23 protein-coding genes and 1 tRNA gene are annotated in these 22,315 nt (G+C 34.7%); 15 read left to right on the plus strand and 9 right to left on the minus strand.

The annotated features are described in order from the left end of the window. Window positions 1-98: 98 nt before the first annotated feature. The 3 genes from rpmF to pdxA all read right to left on the minus strand — a co-directional run bounded on the left by rpmF (window position 99) and on the right by pdxA (window position 2,064). On the minus strand, window positions 99-302 hold the full coding sequence (gene rpmF / locus KI430_RS15170; protein ID WP_027383684.1) for a 50S ribosomal protein L32: 204 nt from the start codon (window positions 300-302) through the stop codon (window positions 99-101). 43 nt (window positions 303-345) lie between these two features. Then, the gene (locus KI430_RS15175) at window positions 346-873 is read right to left on the minus strand and encodes a YceD family protein (protein ID WP_248875767.1); all 528 of its coding nucleotides are present in this window, start codon (window positions 871-873) and stop codon (window positions 346-348) included. Window positions 874-975: 102 nt separating this feature from the next. After that, window positions 976-2,064 (minus strand): 4-hydroxythreonine-4-phosphate dehydrogenase PdxA, encoded by a 1,089-nt coding sequence (gene pdxA / locus KI430_RS15180; protein WP_248875768.1) that lies wholly within the window; start codon window positions 2,062-2,064, stop codon window positions 976-978. Window positions 2,065-2,284: 220 nt separating this feature from the next. Between pdxA and KI430_RS15185 the strand changes: the two genes are divergently transcribed. From KI430_RS15185 to KI430_RS15195, 3 genes are all read left to right on the plus strand, one after another. Further along, window positions 2,285-2,899, plus strand: a complete 615-nt coding sequence (locus KI430_RS15185) for a riboflavin synthase (RefSeq protein ID WP_248875769.1) — start codon at window positions 2,285-2,287, stop codon at window positions 2,897-2,899. Between the two features lie 52 nt (window positions 2,900-2,951). Further along, window positions 2,952-4,406: a sensor histidine kinase gene (locus KI430_RS15190; protein WP_248875770.1), complete on the plus strand. Its 1,455-nt coding sequence runs from the start codon at window positions 2,952-2,954 to the stop codon at window positions 4,404-4,406. Window positions 4,407-4,501: 95 nt separating this feature from the next. Next, entirely contained in the window at window positions 4,502-5,206 is a 705-nt protein-coding gene (locus KI430_RS15195; RefSeq protein WP_248875771.1) for a tRNA1(Val) (adenine(37)-N6)-methyltransferase, read from the plus strand. A 42-nt stretch (window positions 5,207-5,248) separates the two neighbouring features. Here the strand turns inward: KI430_RS15195 and KI430_RS15200 are convergent, their stop codons facing one another. Continuing rightward, complete coding sequence (locus tag KI430_RS15200) at window positions 5,249-5,959, minus strand: cell division ATP-binding protein FtsE (RefSeq protein WP_248875772.1); 711 nt, start codon at window positions 5,957-5,959, stop codon at window positions 5,249-5,251. 135 nt (window positions 5,960-6,094) lie between these two features. Continuing rightward, window positions 6,095-6,253 carry a 50S ribosomal protein L34 gene (gene rpmH / locus KI430_RS15205; protein WP_039365072.1) on the minus strand — a complete coding sequence of 53 codons (159 nt, stop codon included), beginning with the start codon at window positions 6,251-6,253 and terminating at the stop codon, window positions 6,095-6,097. Window positions 6,254-6,550: 297 nt separating this feature from the next. Here rpmH and KI430_RS15210 point away from each other — a divergent pair, with 297 nt between their 5' ends. Further along, the gene (locus KI430_RS15210; protein WP_248875773.1) at window positions 6,551-6,895 is read left to right on the plus strand and encodes a cupin domain-containing protein; all 345 of its coding nucleotides are present in this window, start codon (window positions 6,551-6,553) and stop codon (window positions 6,893-6,895) included. Window positions 6,896-6,898: 3 nt separating this feature from the next. Continuing rightward, entirely contained in the window at window positions 6,899-8,167 is a 1,269-nt protein-coding gene (locus tag KI430_RS15215) for a 3-deoxy-D-manno-octulosonic acid transferase (protein WP_248875774.1), read from the plus strand. Window positions 8,168-8,257: 90 nt separating this feature from the next. Here KI430_RS15215 and KI430_RS15220 read toward each other — a convergent pair whose 3' ends face one another. Continuing rightward, window positions 8,258-8,884, minus strand: coding sequence for a deoxyuridine 5'-triphosphate nucleotidohydrolase (locus tag KI430_RS15220; RefSeq protein WP_248875775.1), 627 nt, complete (start codon window positions 8,882-8,884; stop codon window positions 8,258-8,260). Then, entirely contained in the window at window positions 8,884-9,639 is a 756-nt protein-coding gene (locus KI430_RS15225; protein ID WP_248875776.1) for a glycosyltransferase family 2 protein, read from the minus strand. Before KI430_RS15225 ends, KI430_RS15220 begins: the two co-directional genes overlap by 1 nt. Window positions 9,640-10,097: 458 nt before the next feature. On the opposite strand from KI430_RS15225, the gene leuS reads away from it, so the two are divergent. The 10 genes from leuS (at window position 10,098) to KI430_RS15275 (ending at window position 19,956) form a co-directional block, all read left to right on the plus strand. Next, complete coding sequence (gene leuS / locus KI430_RS15230) at window positions 10,098-12,908, plus strand: leucine--tRNA ligase (protein WP_248875777.1); 2,811 nt, start codon at window positions 10,098-10,100, stop codon at window positions 12,906-12,908. A gap of 286 nt (window positions 12,909-13,194) precedes the next feature. Then, window positions 13,195-14,058 carry a MotA/TolQ/ExbB proton channel family protein gene (locus KI430_RS15235; protein ID WP_074236944.1) on the plus strand — a complete coding sequence of 288 codons (864 nt, stop codon included), beginning with the start codon at window positions 13,195-13,197 and terminating at the stop codon, window positions 14,056-14,058. Window positions 14,059-14,135: 77 nt separating this feature from the next. Further along, the gene (locus KI430_RS15240; RefSeq protein WP_074236943.1) at window positions 14,136-14,738 is read left to right on the plus strand and encodes an ExbD/TolR family protein; all 603 of its coding nucleotides are present in this window, start codon (window positions 14,136-14,138) and stop codon (window positions 14,736-14,738) included. 11 nt (window positions 14,739-14,749) lie between these two features. Then, window positions 14,750-15,289 (plus strand): ExbD/TolR family protein, encoded by a 540-nt coding sequence (locus tag KI430_RS15245; RefSeq protein ID WP_248875778.1) that lies wholly within the window; start codon window positions 14,750-14,752, stop codon window positions 15,287-15,289. A gap of 33 nt (window positions 15,290-15,322) precedes the next feature. After that, window positions 15,323-16,144: an energy transducer TonB gene (locus KI430_RS15250; RefSeq protein ID WP_248875779.1), complete on the plus strand. Its 822-nt coding sequence runs from the start codon at window positions 15,323-15,325 to the stop codon at window positions 16,142-16,144. Between the two features lie 71 nt (window positions 16,145-16,215). After that, window positions 16,216-16,401: a C4-dicarboxylate ABC transporter gene (locus KI430_RS15255; protein ID WP_248875780.1), complete on the plus strand. Its 186-nt coding sequence runs from the start codon at window positions 16,216-16,218 to the stop codon at window positions 16,399-16,401. A gap of 2 nt (window positions 16,402-16,403) precedes the next feature. After that, on the plus strand, window positions 16,404-17,276 hold the full coding sequence (locus KI430_RS15260) for a PstS family phosphate ABC transporter substrate-binding protein (RefSeq protein ID WP_248875781.1): 873 nt from the start codon (window positions 16,404-16,406) through the stop codon (window positions 17,274-17,276). 118 nt (window positions 17,277-17,394) lie between these two features. Further along, window positions 17,395-19,038 carry a tetratricopeptide repeat protein gene (locus tag KI430_RS15265; protein ID WP_248875782.1) on the plus strand — a complete coding sequence of 548 codons (1,644 nt, stop codon included), beginning with the start codon at window positions 17,395-17,397 and terminating at the stop codon, window positions 19,036-19,038. Between the two features lie 84 nt (window positions 19,039-19,122). Continuing rightward, on the plus strand, window positions 19,123-19,845 hold the full coding sequence (bshB1, locus tag KI430_RS15270) for a bacillithiol biosynthesis deacetylase BshB1 (protein ID WP_248875783.1): 723 nt from the start codon (window positions 19,123-19,125) through the stop codon (window positions 19,843-19,845). Between the two features lie 35 nt (window positions 19,846-19,880). Beyond that, window positions 19,881-19,956, plus strand: a tRNA-His gene (locus tag KI430_RS15275). Window positions 19,957-20,060: 104 nt separating this feature from the next. Here KI430_RS15275 and KI430_RS15280 read toward each other — a convergent pair. Next, a complete protein-coding gene (locus tag KI430_RS15280; protein ID WP_063971170.1) occupies window positions 20,061-20,396 on the minus strand; it encodes a DUF3276 family protein in 336 nt (111 codons plus the stop codon). 139 nt (window positions 20,397-20,535) lie between these two features. Continuing rightward, window positions 20,536-22,224: an ABC transporter ATP-binding protein gene (locus KI430_RS15285; RefSeq protein ID WP_248875784.1), complete on the minus strand. Its 1,689-nt coding sequence runs from the start codon at window positions 22,222-22,224 to the stop codon at window positions 20,536-20,538. Window positions 22,225-22,315 lie beyond the last annotated feature (91 nt).

A 22,315-nucleotide genomic window follows, 5' to 3' on the forward strand; every position in this document is an offset into this window, starting at 1 on the left:
TTAAATTGTTTTGAACGCCAAATATAATAAAAAACCACTCAAATTGATAAAATCCGAGTGGTTTTTTATGCTAAGTATAAGATTATCAAAGATAGATCTTAGTTTTCTTCTGTAGTTTCTACGGTTTTCTCTAATACAACTTTTCCTCTGTAATAAAGTTTTCCTTCATGCCAGTGTGCTCTGTGGTATAAGTGCATTTCTCCAGACGTAGCGTCTTTTGCCAATTGAGGAACTACAGCTTTGTAGTGAGTTCTTCTTTTATCTCTTCTTGTAGACGACTGTCTTCTTTTAGGATGTGCCATTGTTAGTACTTTTTAAAATTCTTGCGAATTATATTGTTATTGCTTAATTGTTATCTTTCAATTTTTTCAAAGCTTCCCATCTTGGGTCTGTGCTTTCCTTTTCCTCTTCGACTATTTTTGGACTGTATTGGTCTAATATCTTTTGATATTCATCATTGTCTCTTACAGATGGTGCCAGTTTTTTCATCGGAATTGATAAAACAACCGCTTCATATATAAGGTTGGCAAGGTTGAATTCGCCATCTTTTTTATTGATGGTAATGACATCTTCATCGCTGTCATCATATTCTTCTCCAAATTTTACAAGAATTTTCAAATCATTCTCAATATTTTCAGAAAATTCATCATTACTAATGTCGCAAATCAATTGAACGGTTCCTGAAACATTAATGAAGAACTCCAAAAAAGTTGTATGCTTGTCCAAAAGAACATTAGCATTGATTTTTGGATTAAAAAATTCCTGCTCAGTCTCAAATAAATCAAAGAACTCTTGATCAATTTCAAATATGAAATCGTGTTTTCCCGGTTTTAAGCCTAAAAAGGCAACGTCATAGTTTCTAATTCTGTCCATAAAAACGGTTTGCAAAAATAATTTATTTTTTTTAAATAACAAAATCTTTTTTGGAAATACTTGACTTGCAAAAATTTACTCCTCAAAAACTGATTTTTTTGTCTAATTATTTTCAATAGGAAGGTCTTCGTCTATCCCATTGTTGGCGTGAGAAGCCTTCGGACGAAGACGATTGCTCATCAAATCGTGATATTCTTCTCTGTTTTTGAAAATATGGATGGCTGTAAAAATAGCTTCTGAAAAAGAAGTTTCGTCTGCCAGATTTTTTCCTGCAATATCATAAGCAACGCCGTGATCCGGAGATGTTCTGATGAAAGGTAATCCTGCGGAATAATTCACACCTTCTTCATAAGCGATTGTTTTGAAAGGTGCTAAACCTTGGTCGTGATACATTGCTAAAACCGCATCGAAAGCCTTATATTTTTCCGGCTGGAAAAAACTATCCGCCGGATAAGGGCCAAAAGCTAAAGTTCCATTATTAAAAAGTTCTTTTATCGCAGGTTCTATAATTTCGATTTCTTCTTTACCGATTACACCGCCATCGCCAGCGTGTGGATTGAGTCCCAGAACTGCAATTTTTGGTTTTTCTACACAGAAATCTTCCTTCAGAGTTTTCGCCAATTGAGTGATTTGCTTTTTCAATTTCTCTTTGGTGATATTCTGTGCAATCTCAGCAACAGGAATGTGATGTGTGGAAACAGCCACTTTCAAATCGTTCGTTACCATAAACATTACCGCTTTTTTGCCTGCTTTTTCTTCGAAATAACCAGTGTGTCCAGCGTGAGCGAAACCATATTTCATCATTTCGTCCTTATTAATAGGAGCAGTTACGATAACATCTACTTCATTATTCAGAAGAGCTTGGGTTGCAGATTCCAGAGAATCAATCGCCATTTTTGTGGATTCTTCCGTTGGAATACCGAATTCTACATTGCTGTTTTCTTTGGTAAGATTCACCATATTGATTTTCCCAGACTGCGCTTCTCTTGCAGAATTGATGTAATTGAAGTTGGTCTGAAGCTTGAAAATATTTTTCTGATAGGTGAATAATTTACCCGAACCAAAAATAACCGGCGTGAAAAAATCTGTTATGCTTTTATCTTTCAGAGATTTCAGAATAATCTCGGGTCCGATTCCGTTGAAATCGCCGATTGAAATTCCTACTCTGATTTTATGATGTTTGGAGCTCATTTGTTTATCTTTGACATTTAAAAAGAATTTTACAAATTTAGGTTTTTTAGGTTGTTTTTATAACTATTTTTTACATATTATACTAAGCAGTTAGTAAAATATATAACATTTATAGCCCCGATTGCAACGGCATCCTTTTTCTTTTTTTGCTAAAAAAGAAAAAGATAGAGTGGAAAGCGGGAAATAGCTCCTAAAAAATTTAACAATATTAATTATACAAATGTTTACAGGAATAATAGAAGCGACCGGGAAGGTTGAGAAAATCGATAGAAATGAAGGGAATATTGATTTTGTGTTGAGTTGTCCTTTTACTCAGGAATTGAAAATCGATCAAAGTCTTGCGCACAACGGCTGCTGCCTGACAGTTGTAGAAACCAATAGTGATTCTTACAAGGTGACGGCCATCAATGAAACGCTTGAAAAAACGAATCTTGGTGCGTGGAATGTTGGAACGGAAGTGAATTTGGAACGTTGTTTGAAATTCGAAGGTAGATTGGATGGTCATATTGTGCAAGGTCACGTGGACAAAACAGGAATAGTTGAAAATATCGAAGACCAAAACGGAAGTTATTTCATTACTGTTTCTTACGAGGAAACTAATGAATACACGACAGTTCCGCAGGGTTCTATCACTCTAAATGGAACGAGCCTGACGGTTGCTGAAAGCGGAACCAATCAATTTTCTGTGGCAATAATTCCGTACACTTGGGAGTTTACGAATATGAAACATTTGAAAATTGGCGATGTTGTGAATTTGGAATTTGACATCATCGGAAAATATGTTGCGAAACTTTTGAAATCGCCATTGTCTAATATGGTGCAAAAATATCAGTAGAATTGGCAATTGCATAACCTCCAAAAACTAAAAACTACATTTGAAAAGCAAAATGCCATTAAGTGATTATAAAGGTTACCGATTAAGAAACAGGGTTTTTATTGGATTTCTCGCTATTTGTTTCCTGAGTGTCATTGCTTCGGCTACTTTATCTTATGTGATTTTGAGAGACAATGCGAAGAAGCAAAGCCAGCAGGATATGCAAAACAAGTCCGAAGCTCTTATGTCTTCTTTGGATTACGCGCTCAGCCATTCTCAGGTAGAAACCTATGATATTCCTAAAATTCTTGAAAACGAAATCTACGAAATTGCTGATATCAACAAGCACGACATTATTATTTATGATTTAAATGGTAATTATCTTTTGTCTAACAAAGACCCGAATCTTGTTGCCCAAAAGAAAATGCCTGCAGACGTCATAAAAGCTATTAAGAAAAACGGTAAACAATACGATGATAAAGCTTACGACGAAAAACTGAAAGCGACGATTGTTTCCTCTTATATGGTGTTGAAAAATAATATGTTAGAAAATATTGCTTATGTGTATTTTCCGTATTATCACAACGAGAGTGCTTATATGGAGGTTTTTAAAGAGTATTTTATATACATCATCGGTGTCAATCTTCTTATTATATTGTTCAGTATTTGGTTTAGTTGGATTATTTCGAATAATTTGACGGAAGCGATTATCCGATTTACTTCTATGATTAGCAAAATCAATTTGTTTGATAAGAATCTCAATCCCATCAAATATTATAAAAACGATGAGCTGAATGCTTTGGTTAAGGCTTACAACAAAATGATTGCTGAAATTGCTGACCAGCGCGAACGTCTCAGTTATATCGAAAAGCAATCGGCTTGGCAGGAAATGGCAAAGCAAGTAGCACACGAGGTGAAAAATCCGTTAACGCCAATGAAGCTGATGATGCAGAACTTCGAAAGAAAATTTGACCCGAACGATCCTAATAATGCTACTAAAGTTAAAAATCTAAGTGAAATTATCATTGGACAAATTGATGTAATAAGTAGAGTAGCGAGTGCGTTTTCTGAATTTGCACAATTACCGAAAAGAAATGATGAGGAAATTTCTTTGAATAAAGAAGTGAGGAATGTGCTAACGATTTTCAGTGATGAAAATATTTTTGTCCACGCCAACCACGATAACATTCCGATGAAAATTGACAGAGATTATCTTTCGAGAATTATCACCAATCTAGTGACCAACGCTAGTCAGGCCAAAGCTGACGATAGAAAATCTGTTATCAATGTAGATTTGGAGAAAATTGAAAAACGAATCAGAATCACCGTTCAGGATAATGGAGTAGGGATTTCTGAAGATAAAATAACGAAGATTTTCGACCCGAATTTCACTTCCAAAAGCAGTGGAATGGGAATAGGTCTTACGATGGTAAAACGAATGGTCGAAGATTATAACGGAACGATAACTGTAGTTTCTGAGCCAGATAAAGGAGCGACATTCACCATCTCTATGCCTTCCAATTTATAGATTTCAAAGTGGTAAAGCGATGAAGTCGTGAAATAGAGGTAGAAAACGACAAATCGAATTTCGTAGTGCGAAATGTCGGTTTTCATTATTATAATATGAAGGATTTCCAATTTCAAAAATTTTCAATTCAGCAAAGTTCTGATGTTTTCCGAGTGGGAACAGATGCTGTTTTGCTGGGGATTTTATCCAATGTTCATCAAGCTAAACAAATTCTAGAAGTAGGAACTGGAACGGGAATTATTTCATTAATGTTAGCTCAGAGAAATCCGGATGCAAATATCTTAGCAATCGATATCAACTCTGAAGCTGTCAAAACTTCTCAAAATAATTTCTCCAATTCTCCTTTTTCTGAAAGAATCAAAAGCCAATTTCAGGATTTTAAAAATTTTGAAACCCAAGAAAAATTTGATTTAATCATTTCCAATCCACCTTATTTTGAAATCAATAATTCTGAAAAAGATATTTTGGCAAGACAAAGATTAGAATTGGATTTCTCTGATTTAATTCAGAAAGCTTCACAATTACTTTCTGATAAAGGTTTGTTTTCTGTTATTATTCCCATTGATTCAGATAAACAATTCACTCAAATTTGTAGAGAGAATAATCTGTTTCTCAAAAGAAAAGTTATCATCAAAGGAATCGAAACGGCTGAACCCAAAAGAGTAGTTTTAGAATATTCATTCCAACAATCAGAAACGAAAGAAGAAAATTTCATCATAGAAAAATCGCCGAGAGTTTATTCCGACGAATATCTTGAGTTGACAAAAGAATTCCATATATTCAACAAAAAAGCTCTCTGAAAATTTCAAAGAGCTTTTTCTATCTATAACTAATAATTTTTCTTATTCGAACAATTCCGCTGTATCCAAAACAGAAACCTGTCCGTTTTCGCATCGGATGGCTTCGCCAGGATAATTCTGAATCATATGATAATCGTGCGTTGCCATTACAACAGCACAATGGTTTTCTTCCGCCAGATTTTTCAAAAGCGTCATAATATCGTTAGATGTTTCCGGGTCAAGATTTCCTGTTGGCTCATCTGCAAGAATTAATTCAGGGTGATTCAGAAGCGCTCTTGCGATTGCAGCACGTTGTTGTTCACCACCAGAAAGCTGATGTGGCATTTTGTGCTTTTTAGTTTTCATTCCAACGCTGGATAGAACTTCATCTATTCTCGCTTCCATTTTGTGTTTGTCTTTCCAGCCAGTCGCCTGGAGAACAAAAAGAAGATTCTTCTCGATATTTCTGTCAGATAACAATTGGAAATCCTGGAAAACAATTCCTAATTTTCTTCTCAGGTTTGGAACATCAGATTGTTTCAGTTTCTTCAAATCAAAACCGGCAACTTGTCCGCTTCCGCCTTGTAAAGGCAATTGTCCGTAAAGCACTTTCAAAAGAGAACTTTTTCCGGAACCAGTTTTTCCAATCAGGTAGCAAAATTTTCCTTTCTTGATATGAAGGTCAACATCATTCAGGACAGTGAAGTTTTTCTGAACAATCTTAGCGTTGCTCAAATCTATAATATCGACTCCAGGGTCATTTCTGTGCGGCATAATTTCAAATTGAAAGTTGTGAAACTCAAAAATAGCAAAAACTTATTTTTTGTCTTCTACTTTTGGCAAATTTTAACAACAAAAAATGTCTGAAAACAAATCCAGACATTTTTGTATATGATAATTTTGAAGAAATTATCTCTTAGCGCGCGCTGCACTAACAGTTAAGCTCTTTCTGCCTTTTGCTCTTCTAGCTGCCAACACTCTTCTTCCGTTTGGTGTAGACATTCTTTCACGGAAACCGTGCTTGTTTCTTCTTTTTCTTTCAGATGGTTGGAATGTTCTTTTACTCATCACTAATATATTTAGTTCGTAATTCTATTAAATTTTCAGATTGCAAATATAGAGATTTTATTTTGAGTGGCAAATATTTAAAAACTTTTTTATGTTAATTTTTCACTTTTCATTATTCCAATTATTTGGGCAGCTGTTTCCGCCTTCCGCTCCCGCTATTTTTGCCATCACTAGAATCCTCAGCAAAAAATGAGCTCCGCTCAAGTCGGGCTGCGCTTCGCAAAGTTCAACATTCAAATTGAATTCAACTTTCTCAAAGATACATCAATAATTATATTTGTATCAGAAAAGAGAAAGATGATAAAATCAAAACAAAATACAGAACACTATAATTGGGGCGGAAACTGTGATAGTTGGGTTTTACTGAACTCAGATAATCTTTCAATTAAACAAGAAGTAATGCCGCCTAACTCAAAAGAAGAACTGCATTTTCATAAAAATGCACAACAGTTTTTTTTTATTTTAAAAGGAAAAGCCACTTTTGTCGTGGATGAAGAAGTTTTCGAAGTGGCTGAAAATTCAGGATTTCACATCGCATCAAATAAAAAGCACTTGATAAAAAATCAATCAGATTTCGGTTTGGAATTTCTTGTCATATCAAATCCTTCAACAAATAATGATAGATTTGCAGTAGAAAAATAAAAGATGAAATCGCTATACAATCTTTCTATCCATCTAATGATTTTGGGGATGAAAATCTTTTCCCTGTTTGATTCTAAAACAAAAAAAGGAGTACGGGGAAGAAAAGAATCTTCGAAAATCGTTCGGGAAAAAATCCAAGGGCAAAAAGTGATTTGGATGCACGCAGCAAGTCTTGGCGAGTATGAGCAAGGTCTTCCGGTTCTCGAAAAACTAAAAGAACAATTCCCAGAACATAAAACTTTGGTCACTTTTTTCTCACCTTCCGGTTACGAAAATGTGAAGAAAAGAAAGCAGATTGCTGACGCCGTTTGTTATTTGCCTTTCGATAGGAAAAAAGATATAAAAGAGTTTGTTTCCACTTTCGAGACGGAGATTTTTTTCACTGTAAAATATGATTATTGGTACAATCTTTTAGAAGAATTAAAAAATCGAGGAACTAAAGTCTATGTGATTTCCGCACTGTTTTATGAACATCAGCTGTTTTTTGAAAGCTATGGAAAATGGTTTGCAAAACAGCTTCGTAAAAATATCGATTGGTTTTTTCATCAGACTATCAAGTCTCAGGCTTTGGCAAAAAAAATTGGGTTGACCAATTCTACGGTTTCCGGCGATACCAGATTTGACAGGGTAAAGCAGTTTTTGGATAGAGATAACCATTTGGAATTTATACAAGAATTCAAAGGCGATCAAAAATTGATTGTGTTTGGAAGTAGCTGGCATGCGGAAGAAGATATTGCGCAGGTTCTTGTGAAAAAATTGCCTGAAACCAAAATAATTATTGTACCTCACGATTTGCATCGGGTTCCGCATTTGCAAAGATTATTTCCAAATGCAAATCTCTATAGTTCACTTTCCAACTCTCAAACTCCAGAACTTTCAAATGTTCAAATTCTCATCATCGATTCCATTGGAAAACTTTCCAAATTATATTCTTATGCAGATTTAGCAGTAGTTGGTGGTGGATTCCATTCGGCGGGATTGCATAATATTCTGGAAGCTGCGGTTTATGGCGTTCCTGTGGTTTTCGGAAATCAATACAAGAAAAATCCGGAAGCAGATACATTGATTGCAGCAAAAGGCGCAAAGAGCTTTGATGATTTTGTTGCTGCTTCAACTTTCATCACGGAATTGATTAACAAAGATTCTAAAACTGAAATCGGTGAAAAGTCTTATCTAAAGGAAATGGCAGAGAAGGCAAATGAATTTGTCAATTCTCAACCGAATTCTACTGAGATTATTGTGAAGAAAATTTTGTCTTTTGAGGAAATTTAATTCTCGCAGATTGAGCTAATTTGGCAGATTTAATTGAACTAAAATCTGCTTAATCTGCCAAATCAGCAAGATGAAAAATGAGTTCTAAGTTTATCTCAGGAAACCTTCACTCTTGATATTTTTTACAATCAATTCAAAATGGTCAGGAATGTTTTCACATTTCAGCCAATTGAAATCGAAGCTATTATTGACACAAAGTTTGCTTAAATAAATATTGTTGTCGATTTTCTCATTAAGGTTTTCCAGTAGCTCATCAAATTCCAACCAATAATCTTCGTCCAGTTTTTTGATTTGGATTAAGGCTTTGATGATTTTGTTGATGAGATAAATGTAAAGTTTGTAAACGGCATCAAATCTCTGTCTTCCCAGTTTTTCGTTATGTTCAAGGATTTTATTGACTAAAAATAAATTAAGATAAACGTCTCCAAATTTATCTGTTGTAATTTTGACGTGTTCCGTGATTTCTGCGCTCAGTTTTCTGATTAAAACCAAAAAATATTTCTGATTGGCAACATATCTGGAAATCTCGGTAACTTTTTCGTTGATGATTTCTTCCATCGTATTTCGTTTGTCATCCGTCGTTTCCGGGTCGATGAGTTCAAAATAGAGTTTCTTAGAAAGCAATTTGTCCTTCTTCAATAATCGGAAAATCAACCGATCTTTCTCAATTGGAGAAAACTCGCTCAAAGCCTGTTTGAATTCTTTTGAATATTCCATTAATTAAAGATTTTAGAATATTTGATAAAACCGTTAAAAGCCCAATTGGCAGTATAATACAGAGATTTTAATGTTGAGAATTTCATATAATCTTTGTACACCAAATATTGGTCCTTCATTATATTGGTCTTTTTTCTGGAAACGCTGTTGGGCAACATTCGGTATTTTGATAAAGTTTTTTTCAGAGGTTTTCCTTGCGGAATTTTTTTTAATAATTCCAGCCACATTACGTGGTCTTCACGTTTTGTGCCTTCCGGAAAATAGAATTTCCCAACTCTTTTAGAATCATACATCGATGCTAAAAGAGACAATCTGCAGGTTTTCAAAAGATTATTAAATGTCACAATTGTATCAGCTTCGTAATCTCCAATTTTAGTTGGATTCAGGTTTTCGTCACAGCGTGAATACGTGGAATAAGCCAATTCTGAATTTTCTTTTTTCATGAAATTGATCATTTCTTCAAGAAAATTCGGTTCCCAAAAATCGTCAGCATCCAGAAAAGTGATGAATCTTCCTGTTGCATTTTCAAGGGAAATATTTCTTGCGTGACCTGCGCCTCCATTTTTTTCAGCTTTGAAAACTTTTATTCTCGGATCGCTTTGTTTTTCTAGGATTTCCACCGAATTATCCGTCGAACAATCATCTGTTATCAGCCATTCCCAGTCCTGGAAAGTTTGATTGAGTACAGAATCAATGGTGTCGTTCAGATATTTCGAAGAATTATAACTCGGTGTGATGATAGAAATTTCAGGCACTTGTGAATTTTTTACAAAGATAGATAAAGACAAGAAGATAAAAGAATAAAGAAAAAAGACTTCTTTATGGTTAAAGCACTTCGATGGAGTTTATATTGAGCGAAGTCGAAATGCTCAGTTTGACATCTCTAATGCTAATTTTTTTTTAAGTTGTCAGTCTGAGCGGAGTCGAAGACTTTTGTATTTGTGTTTGTTCGTCGTTTAAAAAACAAATGTTGATTCGAAGCTGAAACTCGCAACCCGAATTATCTCCTATTTATATATTATTTTTATTTGAATCAATGAATCTCGTTCCTCGATTTGAGCGGAAATCCTTTTTACGCAACGTAGTGGAGTGAAAAGATTGGGAGCGGAAGGCGGATTAAGTTGCCCCAAAATTTAAAATTGTCATTTCCTCTCAAAATCTTAACTTTGTGAATCTTAAAAAAATTATTCATTATTAATTCTTACTTTATAGAATGTTTTACGACCATCAGCAGATAGAAAAAAAGTGGCAGAAATATTGGGAAGACAACCAAACTTACAAAACTTCCGACTCAACAGATAAACCGAAATTTTACGTCCTCGATATGTTTCCGTATCCTTCCGGAGCCGGACTTCACGTGGGACATCCGCTTGGTTATATTGCTTCTGATATCTATGCGAGATACAAAAGACATCAGGGTTTCAACGTTCTTCATCCGGTTGGTTACGATAGTTTCGGGCTTCCGGCGGAGCAATATGCCATCCAGACAGGAACACATCCAGCCATTACAACCGAACAAAATATCACGAGATATGAGGAACAATTAAGAAAAATTGGTTTCTCTTTCGACTGGAGTAGAGAAGTCAGAACTTCAGACGCTTCTTATTATAAATGGACGCAATGGATTTTTATTCAGTTGTTCCATTCCTGGTATAATAAAAATACGGACAAGGCAGAATCTATCGAAACTTTAATCAAACATTTTGAGGAAAAAGGAAGCGAAGGATTAAATGCCAATCAAAATGAAGAACTGAATTTCACTGCAGAAGAATGGAAAAATGCTTCTGAAATTGATAAAGGTGCAATCTTATTGAATTATCGTTTGGCTTACAGAGCGGAAACGACTGTGAACTGGTGTCCGGCTCTCGGAACAGTTTTGGCTAATGACGAAATAAAAGATGGAAAATCCGAAAGAGGAGGTTTTCCTGTTTTCCAAAAGAAAATGATGCAGTGGAGTATGAGAATCTCTGCATACTCAGAAAGATTGCTGCAAGGTTTGAAAACTTTGGATTGGCCACAACCTTTGAAAGATTCTCAGGAATATTGGATTGGAAAATCTCAAGGTGCGCAAGTTAGATTTGCAACTGAAAATGGAGAAACAATTGAGGTTTTCACAACAAGACCAGATACAATTTTCGGAGCGACTTTTATGGTTTTGGCGCCGGAAAATCCTTTGGTTCAAAATTTAACAACCGAAGAGCAAGCGACGGAAATTGCAAATTACATAGAAGAAACCTCCAAAAAAACAGAACGTGATAGAATGGCTGACGTGAAAAACGTGAGTGGTGCTTTTACGGGAAGTTATGCGATTAATCCTTTCAATGGAAACAAAATTCCGGTTTATATCTCGGATTATGTGTTGATGGGTTACGGAACGGGTGCTGTGATGGCGGTTCCTGCACACGATGAGCGTGACCACAGATTTGCGAAGAAATTTAATTTGGAAATAATCAAAGTTGTGGAATCTGATGTAGATGTTCAGGAAGAAGCTTATGATTCGAAAGATTCGGTTTGTGTGAATTCTGATTTCTTGAATGGTCTTAATTATAATGATGCGAAAGCAAAAATCATTGCTGAAATCGAAAATAAAGGAATTGGTCACGGTACTACGAATTACAGACAGCGTGATGCGATTTTCTCAAGACAAAGATATTGGGGCGAGCCGGTTCCTATATATTATAAGGATGGAATGCCGTACACATTACCAAATTCTGCTTTGCCTTTGGAATTGCCTGAGGTTGAAAAATATTTGCCAACTGAAGATGGAGACCCACCATTAGGAAATGCAAAAACATTTGCTTGGGACGAATCGAACCAAAAAGTGGTTGATACAGATTTGATTGATAACAAAACCGTTTTCCCATTAGAATTATCCACAATGCCGGGTTGGGCGGGAAGTTCTTGGTATTTCCTAAGATATATGGACCCGAATGATGATGAGGTTTTTGCTAAAAAAGAACTGTCAGATTATTGGGGTCAAGTTGATTTGTATATTGGCGGAAGTGAGCACGCAACAGGGCACTTGTTATATTCTCGTTTTTGGAATATGTTCTTAAAAGATAGAGGTTATATTGAACAAAACGAACCTTTCCAAAAGTTGATTAATCAAGGGATGATTTTGGGGATGAGTGCTTTAATTCATAGAATTGACGGAACAAATAAAATTGTTTCAAAAAATCTAGCAAGTGAATATCAAACTCAAAAAATTCCTGTTGATATTTCTATGTTGATTGGAACAACTGATGAAATTGATGTTGAAAAACTTAGAGTTTGGCGACCAGAATTTAATAATGCTGAATTTATTCTTGAAGATGGAAAATTAATTACCGAAAGGGAAGTAGAAAAAATGTCCAAGTCTAAATACAATGTTGTAAATCCTGATGACATCTGTAACGAATATGGAGCAGATGGATTAAGATTGTATGAAATGTTCCTTGGTCCATTAGAACAGTCTAAGCCTTGGAACACGCAAGGTTTAAGTGGAGTTTACGGCTTCCTGAAAAAATTCTGGAATCTTTACTTTGACGGAGATAATTTTTCTGTTTCAGAGGAAGAGCCAACAAAAGAAGAATATAAAGTTCTGCATACCTTAATCAAGAAAGTGGTTTACGATATTGAGAATTTCTCTTTCAATACTTCTGTATCATCTTTTATGATTGCTGTGAACGAATTGCAGAAATTAAAATGTAATAAACGCAATATTTTGCAACCTTTAGCTGTTATTATCTCACCATATGCGCCACATATTTGCGAAGAGGTATGGAATTTGCTGGGAAATAATGCTTCTATTGAATTTGAACCGTTTCCAACTCTTGATGAAAGCTATCTGATTGAAGATGAGATAGATTATCCGGTAAGCTTCAATGGTAAGATGAAATTTAAAATCAAATTGGCTGCTGATTTAGGAAAAGAAGAAGTTGAGAAAATAATGATGGAGAATGATGATGTAAAAAGATTCTTAGGAGATAAATCAGTTAAAAATTTCATCTTCGTTCCAAAGAAAATCATTAATATTGTTATATGATTTTGGAATTCTTTAAGAAACGTTAAGAAAAATTGTTATTCTATACATTGGAATTTATTGAAATTAAAATCGTAATTAATGCAAGTCAATTTTATATATCTTCCATTAATGTTTCTAAAAGAGATAATGATTTCATAAAAACAAGGTTTTAATTTAATTAATAATTAAATAAAGCGGTTTTAGTAGATAAAAAAATTACAAGTCAAACGGAAAATAATTTTGCATTTTCCAAATATTTGACTTTATTTTACACGATAAAATTTAACAATTATAATTTAGTTTTAATATGGAAATGAATGTTTCAAACACAGATGAGCAAGTAGTTGCTAAGAAAAAAGGAGGACTTAATCCTGCGGTAATTATTCCTATTTTATTAGTGATAGGTATTGCCATTTATTTATTTGTTTGTGGTAACCCGTCAAACTTTACTGCTGACCCTCGTATTGATGGAGTAGCTTCTGTTGCTTTTGCAGATATCGAAAGTAAGGAATTACACCCACACGGTTTAGGAATGGTTTATATGGGTGGATTTATCGTACCAATCCTTATTACATTCATGATCACGGTTATTGTATTTGCTATCGAGCGTGCATTCGTTTTGAGCAAAGCGGCTGGAAATGGTAGCGTAGATAACTTCGTTTTAAAAATCAGAAGTTTGCTAAACCAAAACAAAGTTGACGAAGCTCTTGAAGAGTGTGACAGACAACAAGGATCTGTAGGTAATGTTGTGAAAGAAGGTCTTACGACTTACAAAGCATTAGCAAAAGATACTACACTAGACAAAGAACAAAAAATGGCTGCGCTTACAAAAGCAATCGAAGAAGCTACTACGCTTGAAATGCCAATGTTGGAGAAAAACATGATGATCCTTTCTACACTAGGTACAGTTGCAACTTTGGTAGCACTACTTGGAACGGTAATCGGGATGATTAGAGCGTTTGCTGCTTTAGGTGGTGGAGGTGGAACTCCTGATGCTGCTGCATTATCAATCGGTATTTCTGAGGCCTTGATGAACACAGCTTTGGGTATTGGTACTTCTGCAATCGCAATTATTCTTTATAACTTCTTTACGTCTAAAATTGACGGATTGACTTACAAGATCGATGAGATCTCTATGAGCATCCAACAGTCTTTTGCTGAATTTCACTAAGAAATAAAGCAACAAGGGAAAATGTAATTTTGCATTTTCAAAATTCATAAATTAGTTAAACAAAGACATTTATAATAATGGCGAGAATTAAACCAAAAAGACATGGAGTAGTTACGGACATGACCGCGATGTGTGATGTTGCGTTCCTACTACTTACATTCTTTATATTAACCACACAGTTCAAAAAACCTGATGTGGAGCAAATAAAACCGCCTTCTTCTATATCAGAGAAATTGCTTCCTGATGCAAGTCTTATGACAATAAATGTTACTCAAGCTGGTACATTCTATTTTCAACCTGTTGAAAACGGGACAGAAAGAATTCAGCTTCTTGATAAAATGGGTCAGAAATACGGAATGAGTTTCACTAACCCAGAAAAAGTAGCATTTACAAAAGTACAAGCGGTAGGAGTACCAATGGGACAGCTAAAAAGTTATTTGAATCTTCCTGAAGATCAGCAAAAAGCTTTCAAAGCAACTACAGGTATTCCAATGGATAGTACAAATAAACAATTGATTGATTGGGTACAGCAAAGTTTAGCCGTTAATCCTAATTACAAGTTAGCGATTAAAGGTGACGTAACTACAAAGTATCCAAAAGTGAAAAGTTTATTTGAAGGTTTAAGAGATATTGATTTTCTTAAATTTTGGTTGATCACATCACAAGAAAAATCTAATTAATTCTATTAGAAATGGCAGAAGTTCAAGTAAAAGAGGATAGCGGGAAAGGCGGCAAGGTCCGTTCGAAGAAACAGAACACCCGCGTAGATATGACGCCGATGGTAGATTTAGGTTTTCTTTTGATTACATTCTTTATGTTTACAACAACATTTAGTAAACCTAATGTAATGGATCTTGGTCTTCCGGCGAAACCAAAGGAAAACCAAAAACCACCTGATACAGAAATCAAATTGAATAATTCAATTTCTATCATCATAGGTAAGGATAACAAGATTTTTTATCATCAACAAGATCAGGCTGGTCTTAATGAGCAAACACTTGTTGAAACTAACTTCGATAGAGAAGGCATTACGAAAGTAATTGAGAGAGCAAAAGCTGGAGCATCTGATAAAGACAAATTCACAGTAATTATCAAGCCAACAGACGATGCAGTATATAAAAACTTTGTAGACATTCTAGATGAGATGGCTGTTACCAAAAACGAAAGATATGGGGTTACCGATATCAAACCTTGGGAATTAGCAATCTACAAAAAGAAAGTAGGAGAATAATCCACTACAAGTATTACATTTAATAATATTAAAATGGCAGAAGATAATTTGAATTACAATCCAACTTTGGATGAGATTGTATTCGAAAATAGAAATAAAGTATATGGAGCCTATGATCTTAGGACTGCATATCCTAAAATGCTGACAAAATCTTTCCTAATTGGTACTGCTTTTTTCCTAGCTCTTGCAGTTTCTCCACTTGTATATCTTAAGATTCAGCAAATGAATGCTAAGGATAAAGTGGAAGTAGAAGCGAAGTTGGTTGATATTTTGGAGGAAGAGCCAATCATCGAGCAACCTAAAGAAGAAGAGCCACCTCCACCACCTCCACCAAAAGAAGAGGAAAAGCAAGAGGTAATTCAGAACGTTGTTCCGGAACCTAAAAAAGCACCTAAAATTGAAACACCACCGCCGCCAATTACAAAACAATTGGAAACTACGACGGGGCTTCAAAACCAGGAAGGTGTAAAAACTCCGGTTTATGCACCACCTCCACCACCAGTAACAGGTAAAGGAGTTGCAGCTGAGGTAAAACCAGTGACGAATGAGGTTTATGAATCTGTAGATCAAAATGCAGAATTCCCAGGTGGAACAAACTCATTTAGATCTAAATTCCAAAATAACTTTGACGCTAGTAATTTGGAAGGTGAAGGTACTTTGAAAACTGAGATTACTTTCGTTGTAGAAAAGGACGGATCTTTAACTCAGGTTAAAGCAACTGGACCAAATTCAGATTTCAATAGAGAAGCTGAATCTACAGTAAAAGGAATTAAAACAAAATGGACTCCAGGTAAAGTTAACGGACAGCCTGTAAGATCTAGATTTAGATTCCCAGTTACGATGAACTTCCAATAAGGATTTAATTTGTAACATATTATATAAAAGAGAAGTTTTTATAACTTCTCTTTTTTTATTAGATTTGTCTTATGTTTAATTGGCTTTCTTTGATAACCGGACTTTTCTACATTGTTTTAGGAATTGTTGTTATCGTATATAAATTCTTCATCGTTATTTTGGAACCTAATGTGGCTTATCCATTAGGCGGATTGCTTATGGCTTACGGAATCTTTCGTATAGTAAGAGCTATCATTTCATTAAAAAATAATCAATAGAAATGAAAAAAATCTTTTTCCTGCTCGTAGCAACTTTTGCTATTGCTATTTCGTGTTCCAAAGAGAAACCGAAAGAAATTGATACACCTAACAAAGGTGAAATAACGATAGAGACCGATGAGTCTTTTAAAAGTGTGATAGAAGCTTTGACAGAAAGATATATGGCACTTAATCCTGATACAAAAATCAATGTTGTTATCAAAAAAGAGGATTTTGGGTTATTGGATTTGTTGGATAGAAAAGCAAGAGTTGTTGTGATGTCCAGAGAGCTTTCTGTTAAGGAAAAAGAAGCTTATGATAAAAAAATAGATTTGCCCTGGCTTCCAGGTAAATTTGCAGCTGATGCAGTGCTTTTTGTCGTTCCAAAAGATTCACCATTGGAGTCTATATCTATGGATGAGATTTCTAATGAACTTTCATCAGACAAAAAAAGGCTAATATTTGATGGAACCAATTCAAGCAATCTCAATTTTATTGCTCAAAAATTTAAAAAGAATCCGGGAGATCTTAAGTTTTCTATCATCAACGGAAATGAAAATGTAGCGGAACAATTGAAGAATTATCCGGATAAAATTGGTGTGATTAGTTATAACACAATCAGTAGGCCTTTTGGAGAAGAAGCAACAAAACTGAGGAATGAATTAAAAGTTCTTAAAGTTGTTAAAGACAATAAAGCCTATGAAGTTTCTTCTGAAAATCTGAAAGATATGACTTATCCTTTTACCAGAGTTTTGTATTTCTTAAGCAACGAAGCTTACTATGGATTAGGGAATGGTTTTATCAGATTTTCTTGTCAGCAATTGGGACAGATTGTTGTTGAAAAAGAAGGACTTCAGCCCTACAATATCTTCAGAAGAGAAGTTCAGATGAGATGATTTAATTTTTAATATTTATTTAACAGAAGATTTAAATTTAATTATCTATTTTGGTCTAAATATTGACATTAAAACCAGAATTTTACAGTTACGAAAAAAAATGAAAAAAGAGAATATAATGAATTTATCAAAAAAAATTGCTGTAACAGCAGCAGTCGGCTTTTTTACTAGTTTTAGTTTTGCACAATCTGTTCAGGACGGGATTAACTTTGTAGATAGCCAAAAATATGCGAAAGCAAAACAAAACTACACAGATCTTATCAATCAAAATCCTAAAGATGCGAATAACTATTTCTATTTAGGTAATACATATTTAACTCAATTCGACCCTAATTTTGATTTAGCAAAAGAAAGCTTTGACAAAGGTCTGGCAGCTGATCCAAAAAGTTATTTGAACAAATTAGGCTTGGCTTCTGTGAAATTAGGTAAAGGAGACAAGTCTGCTATCACGGAAATTCAGCAGATTGTAAAAGATTCTAAAGAAAAAGATGCAGAAGTTCTTTTCAGAGCTGGTGAAGCATTGACATTATTTGAAAAATACAGTGCACCGGATTTAGCAATAACGTTCTTGAACAAAGCTGTTGAAAGAGCTCAAAAAGCTGGTGTTCCTGCTAATTACTATTATTCTTTGGGTGATGCTTACAGAATTAAAAAAGACCCGGGAAATGCAATGACTGCTTATGATAAAGCAGAAGCTGTTGCTAAAAATAAAGCTTCGGTTTATACAAGAAAAGGAACACTTTGGATTGCTGCTCAACAATGGCAACAAGCTAAAACTAATATTGATAAAGCGATTGCTGTAGATCCAACTTATGCGCCGGCTTACAAAGCTCTAGCAGGATTTAATATCAAATATCAGAAAAATGCGGAAGCAACTCAGAATTTGATTAATTATACCAAATATGCAGATGAGGATCCATATACTCAATTAGAGATTGCAAAACTTTATTTTTCTAATGACGATTATGCTAATGCAAAATCGACTTTGGATTCTGTATTCGATAAAGTAGATGATCCTATCAAATATAAATTGAGAGCTTATATCCAATATGGTGAAGCTAAATATGCAGATGCACAGCAGAGTATTAATACTTTCTTGTCTCAGGCAGATAAGTCAAGAGTTCAGGCTTCTGACGAAGGTTTGCAAGGTTTGATTGCTGCAGGTCTAGCAAAAGATGAGAAAGACTCAGCTAAAAAAGCACAATTAGAAGCTACTTCCCAACAGAAAATTGCTATTGCAAAAAATGCAAAAGATGAAACAATGAACTGGGACGAAGAGCTTGGCAAAATCAAAGGTGGATTGGTTGGTGTTTCTGCAGATGCAGGCGGAACTTCACCAGAAATCGAAGCTCTGAAAGCCAAAGTTGCTGCAAATGCTCAGGATACAGATGCCATTTATAAATTAGCTCAAGCTTATCAGGACATCAAAAACTGGAATGGTGCTATTTTAACTTGGCAGAAAATGATAACATTACTTCCTACTTGGGAGCCTGCTTATTATAGTCAAGGTTATGCTTATCAACAAGCTGGAAGCCAAGAATTAGCTTCTGCTGCATACCAAAAATATATTGATACATTATTGGCTAAGCCAGCAGCAGACCAAGAAGCGAACAAAGAAACAATGTCTTATGCTTATTTCGCAATTGCATTTATAGCAAAAGACAGTGATAAAGAAAAAGCGAAAGCTAATGTTGCTAAGTCGTTAGCTCTTAATCCAACTTATGCAGATGCACTTTCTCTGCAAAAAGCTCTTAATCAATAATATCAATTAGATTAATATTAAACTTCCCAATTCTTGAAATTGGGAAGTTTTGTTTTTAGTAATTTTGTGCAAAAATATTTTGATATGAAATGTGATTTTCTTGCAATAGGAGCACATCCGGATGATGTGGAATTAGGTTGTGGAGGAACAATTATAAAATTAATTTCTGAAGGAAAAACAATTAGTGTTATTGATTTAACAGAAGGCGAACTAGGAACCAGAGGAACCGCTGAAACACGCGCTGAAGAAGCTGCCGCTGCCGCAAAAATCTTAGGAATAAGTTCAAGAGAAAATCTTAAGCTGAAAGATGGCTTCCTTAATAATTCGGAGGAGTATCAACTTAAAATTGTCGAAAAAATAAGAAAATACAGACCTGAAATTGTCTTAGCAAATGCAATCGATGACAGACATCCTGATCATGCAAAAGCTGCAAAATTAGTTTCTGATGCTTGTTTTCTTTCAGGTTTGAAGAAAATAGAAACTTTTGAAGATGGTCAGCCACAAGAAGTCTGGAGACCCAAACATATCTTCCATTATATCCAATGGAAAAATGTTGTTCCAGAGTTTGTGATTGATATTTCCGGATTTATGGAGCAAAAAGTCGAAGCTTGTTTAGCATATAAGACACAATTTTATAATCCGGAATCCAATGAGCCGATTACACCAATTGCAACAAAAGATTTTCTGGAGAGCTTGACTTACAGAGCACAAGACTTAGGAAGACTCTCCGGAGTAGAATATGCGGAGGGCTTTACAACCGAAAAATTGATTGCTCTGAAAAATTTCGATGGAATTATTTGTGATTAATAAAGAAAATATTATATATTTGCACACGCAAAAACGGTGATTGTAGCTCAGTTGGTTAGAGCGCCGGATTGTGGTTCCGGAGGTCGGGGGTTCGAGACCCCTCATTCACCCACAGATAAAGCATTTCATAAAAATGAAATGCTTTTTTTATTATCTCCAAATTTTCATAGTTAAATGATAAAAAAGGCGCATTCTAAAATGCGCTTTTTTTGTTTTTAAACTTCGTCGTCTGACTCTATTGTAAAAGATTTGGATTTGAAGTCTTTATCGTGTCTTTCAGAGATCACATCTTCGCCTTTCTGCTGGATGATAAAGTCTGTAGATTCATTGAATAATTCCTGGAAACTTTTGAAATCCTCTTTGTAAAGATAGATTTTGTGTTTTTCAAAAGTTGCCTCACCGTTTTCCCCGAAGTTTTTCTTACTTTCTGTAATGGTCAAATAATAATCACCCGCCTTTGTCTCCCGCACATCAAAGAAATAAGTTCTTCTTCCTGCTTTCAACACTTTAGTGAAAATCTCATTCTCATGTCGTTCCTTAAATTCACTCATTGTTAAATATTTTTTAGAAATCTGTTTTAACAAATATAACAGAATTCTCGGAATTTCAAAATATTTTGTTAAAAAAATCTGTTAAATGAGCTTTTTTCTTAAAATTTTAATAAAAATATTATTGATATTGTAGTTGAATTTAATTGAGATATAAAATTTCGTCAGCTCTTTTCGCGCTTGATTCTCTGTGAGTTATTATGATAGAAGTAGTAGTTTTGATGTCGTTATCAATATTCTGCAAGATGTTTTCCTCTGTTTCTGTATCCAAGGCAGAAAGACAATCATCAAAGATTAGAATATTCGGTTGTTTTATCATCGCTCTGGCAATGCAAATTCTCTGTTTCTGCCCACCAGAAAGCATTACACCGCGTTCGCCAACCATCGTTTTGTATTGCTCTTTGAACTCTTCTATATTTTTGTGGACATCTGCTTTTTTCGCCATTTCTACCACCAAGTCACGATTTGGGTTATCAACAGCGAATCCAATATTGTTCTCTATCGTATCAGAAAAAAGATAACTTTCTTGTGGTGTATAGCCTAATTGGTCTCGATAAAGTTTCAGATTATGAGTTTTCAGATTCTTTCCATCGATGAGGATTTCACCTTCATCCGGGTCAATTAGTCGGCAAAGCAATTGTGCAATGGTAGATTTTCCACTTCCGGTTTTACCCATTATTGCGAGAGATTTTCCAGCGTCAATTTTAAAACTTAGATTTTCGATAGCTTTGATTCCTGTATTTGGATAAGTGTAACTCACATTTCGGAATTCAATTTCTCCAGTGATTGGATAAACTTCATTATTGGTATTAATAATATCAGATTTCATATCCAAAAACTCATTGACACGTTGCATACTGGCATCTGCTCTTTGATTGACAGAAGTTACCCAGCCCAACATCGAGAAAGGAAAAATCAACATATTAATGTACATAAAGAAATCTGCAATTGTTCCGACACTCATTTCTCCTGCAATATATTTTTGTCCGCCAATGTATAGAATCGCTACATTAAGAAGTCCGATAACGAAAATGATAATCGTGAAAAAGTAAGCCTCAGTTCTGGCTAAGTCAAGTGCTTTGTCCTGATAATCTTTTACTTTGATTCCATAATTTTTCTCAATATATCTTTCTTTGCTAAAGAACTTCACTACACGGATCCCCGAAAAACTGTCTTGTACAAAAGTTGAAATGCCGGACTGGCTTTTCTGCATTACCTTCGATTTTTTATTAATAATGTCGCTCACTTTGTAGATTCCGTAAGACAGAATTGGTAGCGGAACCAAAGTCCAAAGCGTCATCTGCAAATCCGTCATAAACATATAAGAGCTGGTAATGATCAACAAAATAATCAAATTCACAACGTACATTACGCCAGGACCGAGATACATTCTGATGGCCACAACGTCCTCACTCAATCGGTTCAGCAGGTCTCCAATTGTTGTCTTTTTGTAATCTGTGATGGAAAGTTCCTGATAATGGCGATAGATTTTGTTCTTCAATTCATATTCAATTCTTCTGGATGCCACAATAATGGTTTGTCTCATCATAAATGTGAAAAAACCAGAAAGCAGGGAACAGCCAATTAAAATTCCGGAATTGATGAAAATTATTCTGAAGTAAGTCCAGTTATTTTTAACATTATCAATGATATTAAGGTCAGATGATAGGTTTAATGTTGAGTAATTTTTTTCGATAATATTGATAGTCTGTCCGATATATTGGATTTTGTAGATCGCAAAAAAGTTACTCAGAATGATGAATAAAAATCCCCAAAAAAGTAAGACGCGATGTTTCCAGAAATAGGGATTCAGTGTTTTTAAAGCTTTCATTTTTTACACTTTGATTTTCCAAAGTCTTTGCAAAATTAATGATTTAAAATTTCAGAAAAGACTTTAAAAGCAGATTTGAGATTTCTTAACA

This window comes from Epilithonimonas zeae (assembly GCF_023278365.1).
GTDB lineage: Bacteria > Bacteroidota > Bacteroidia > Flavobacteriales > Weeksellaceae > Epilithonimonas > Epilithonimonas zeae_A.